This is a genomic window from Methylobacterium sp. E-041 (assembly GCF_022829665.1).
Taxonomy (GTDB): Bacteria; Pseudomonadota; Alphaproteobacteria; order Rhizobiales; family Beijerinckiaceae; genus Methylobacterium.
This window is the reverse complement of record NZ_JAKSYQ010000091.1, coordinates 1-1405: the sequence shown is the minus strand read 5'-3', so window position 1 is coordinate 1405 and position 1405 is coordinate 1. Positions and strand designations below refer to the sequence as shown.

Genomic DNA, 1405 nt, shown 5'->3' with positions numbered 1-1405 from the left:
ACGAACGGAGGATGGCTGGTTCATCGTAGCCCCTGAGGAGCGAAGATGAAGCAGACATCCGGACCGGCCAAGAAGCCGGCAGAAGCGGTGATCAAGGACATCCGTCGGGCCACACGTCGGCAGTTCTCGTCCGAGGAGAAGATCCGCGTGGTGCTGGAAGGCTTGCGTGGCGAGGACAGCATAGCCGAGCTTTGCCGACGTGAGGGGATCGCCGCCTCGATGTACTACGGCTGGTCCAAAGAGTTCCTGGAGGCTGGCAAGAAGCGCCTGTCCGGCGACACGTCTCGTGCGGCCACCACCGATGAGGTGCGGGATCTCCGTCGCGAAGCGGGGGCGCTGAAGGAGGTCGTAGCTGATCTCGTCTTGGAGAACCGTTTGCTTAAAAAAAGCATGAGCGGGGCTGGGGGCGACGAGGCATGAGGTACCCGGCCCCCGAGAAGCTGGAGATTATCCGGCTGGTCGAGCAATCCCACCTGCCGGTGCGTGCCACCCTGGACAAGCTCGGCATCACGCGCTCGACGTTCTACCGCTGGTACGACGCCTACCAGCGCGGCGGCCCCGAGGCGTTGAATGACCATCCTTCGCAGCCGAGCCGGGTCTGGAACCGTCTACCTGCAGAGATCCGCGAGCAGATCGTTGCCTTGGCTCTGGAGCAGCCTGAACTCAGTCCGCGTGAGCTGGCGGTGCGCTTCACCGACGAGCGCCGCTACTTCGTCTCGGAAGCGACGGTCTACCGGTTGCTCAAGTCTCAGGACCTGATCACCAGCCCGGCCTATATCGTCATCAAGGCCGCCGACGAGTTCCGCGATAAGACCACCGCGCCCAACCAGCTTTGGCAGACGGACTTCACCTACCTGAAGGTCGTTGGCTGGGGCTGGTACTACCTGTCGACGGTTCTGGACGACTTCTCACGCTACATCGTCGCCTGGAAGCTGTGCACGACGATGCAGGCCAGCGACGTCACCGCCACGCTCGACCTGGCGCTGGGTGCGGCTGGGCTCGATCAGGCGCGGGTGATGCAGCCGCCACGCCTGCTCTCCGACAACGGGCCGAGCTACGTCGCCAGCGACCTGGCTGACTGGCTCGGCATTCGGGGCATGACCCACATCCGCGGTGCGCCATGCCATCCACAAACGCAGGGCAAGATCGAGCGTTGGCATCAGACGCTCAAAAACCGCATCCTGCTCGAACACGCGTACTTGCCCGGCGAGTTGGAGACGCAGGTTGCCGACTTCGTCGAACACTACAACCATGCCCGAGCCCATGAGAGCCTGAGCAACCTCACGCCCGCCGACGTCTACTTCGGACGCGGCGAAGGGATCCTGGCCGAGCGGGAACGCATCAAGCGCCAGACCCTGATGGATCGCCGCTTGCGCCACCACGCGCAGGCTGCCTAACCTCTCAC

Annotated in this window: 1 protein-coding gene; it reads left to right on the top strand. The window is 63.8% G+C overall.

What is annotated here, in order from left to right:
* Positions 1–45 precede the first annotated feature (45 nt).
* A protein-coding gene (locus MKK70_RS09495) for an IS3-like element ISMex16 family transposase (RefSeq protein ID WP_243947206.1) occupies positions 46–1397 on the top strand; the annotation gives its coding sequence in 2 pieces (ribosomal slippage) (positions 46–382 and positions 382–1397; 1353 coding nt in all).
* Positions 1398–1405: the final 8 nt, after the last annotated feature.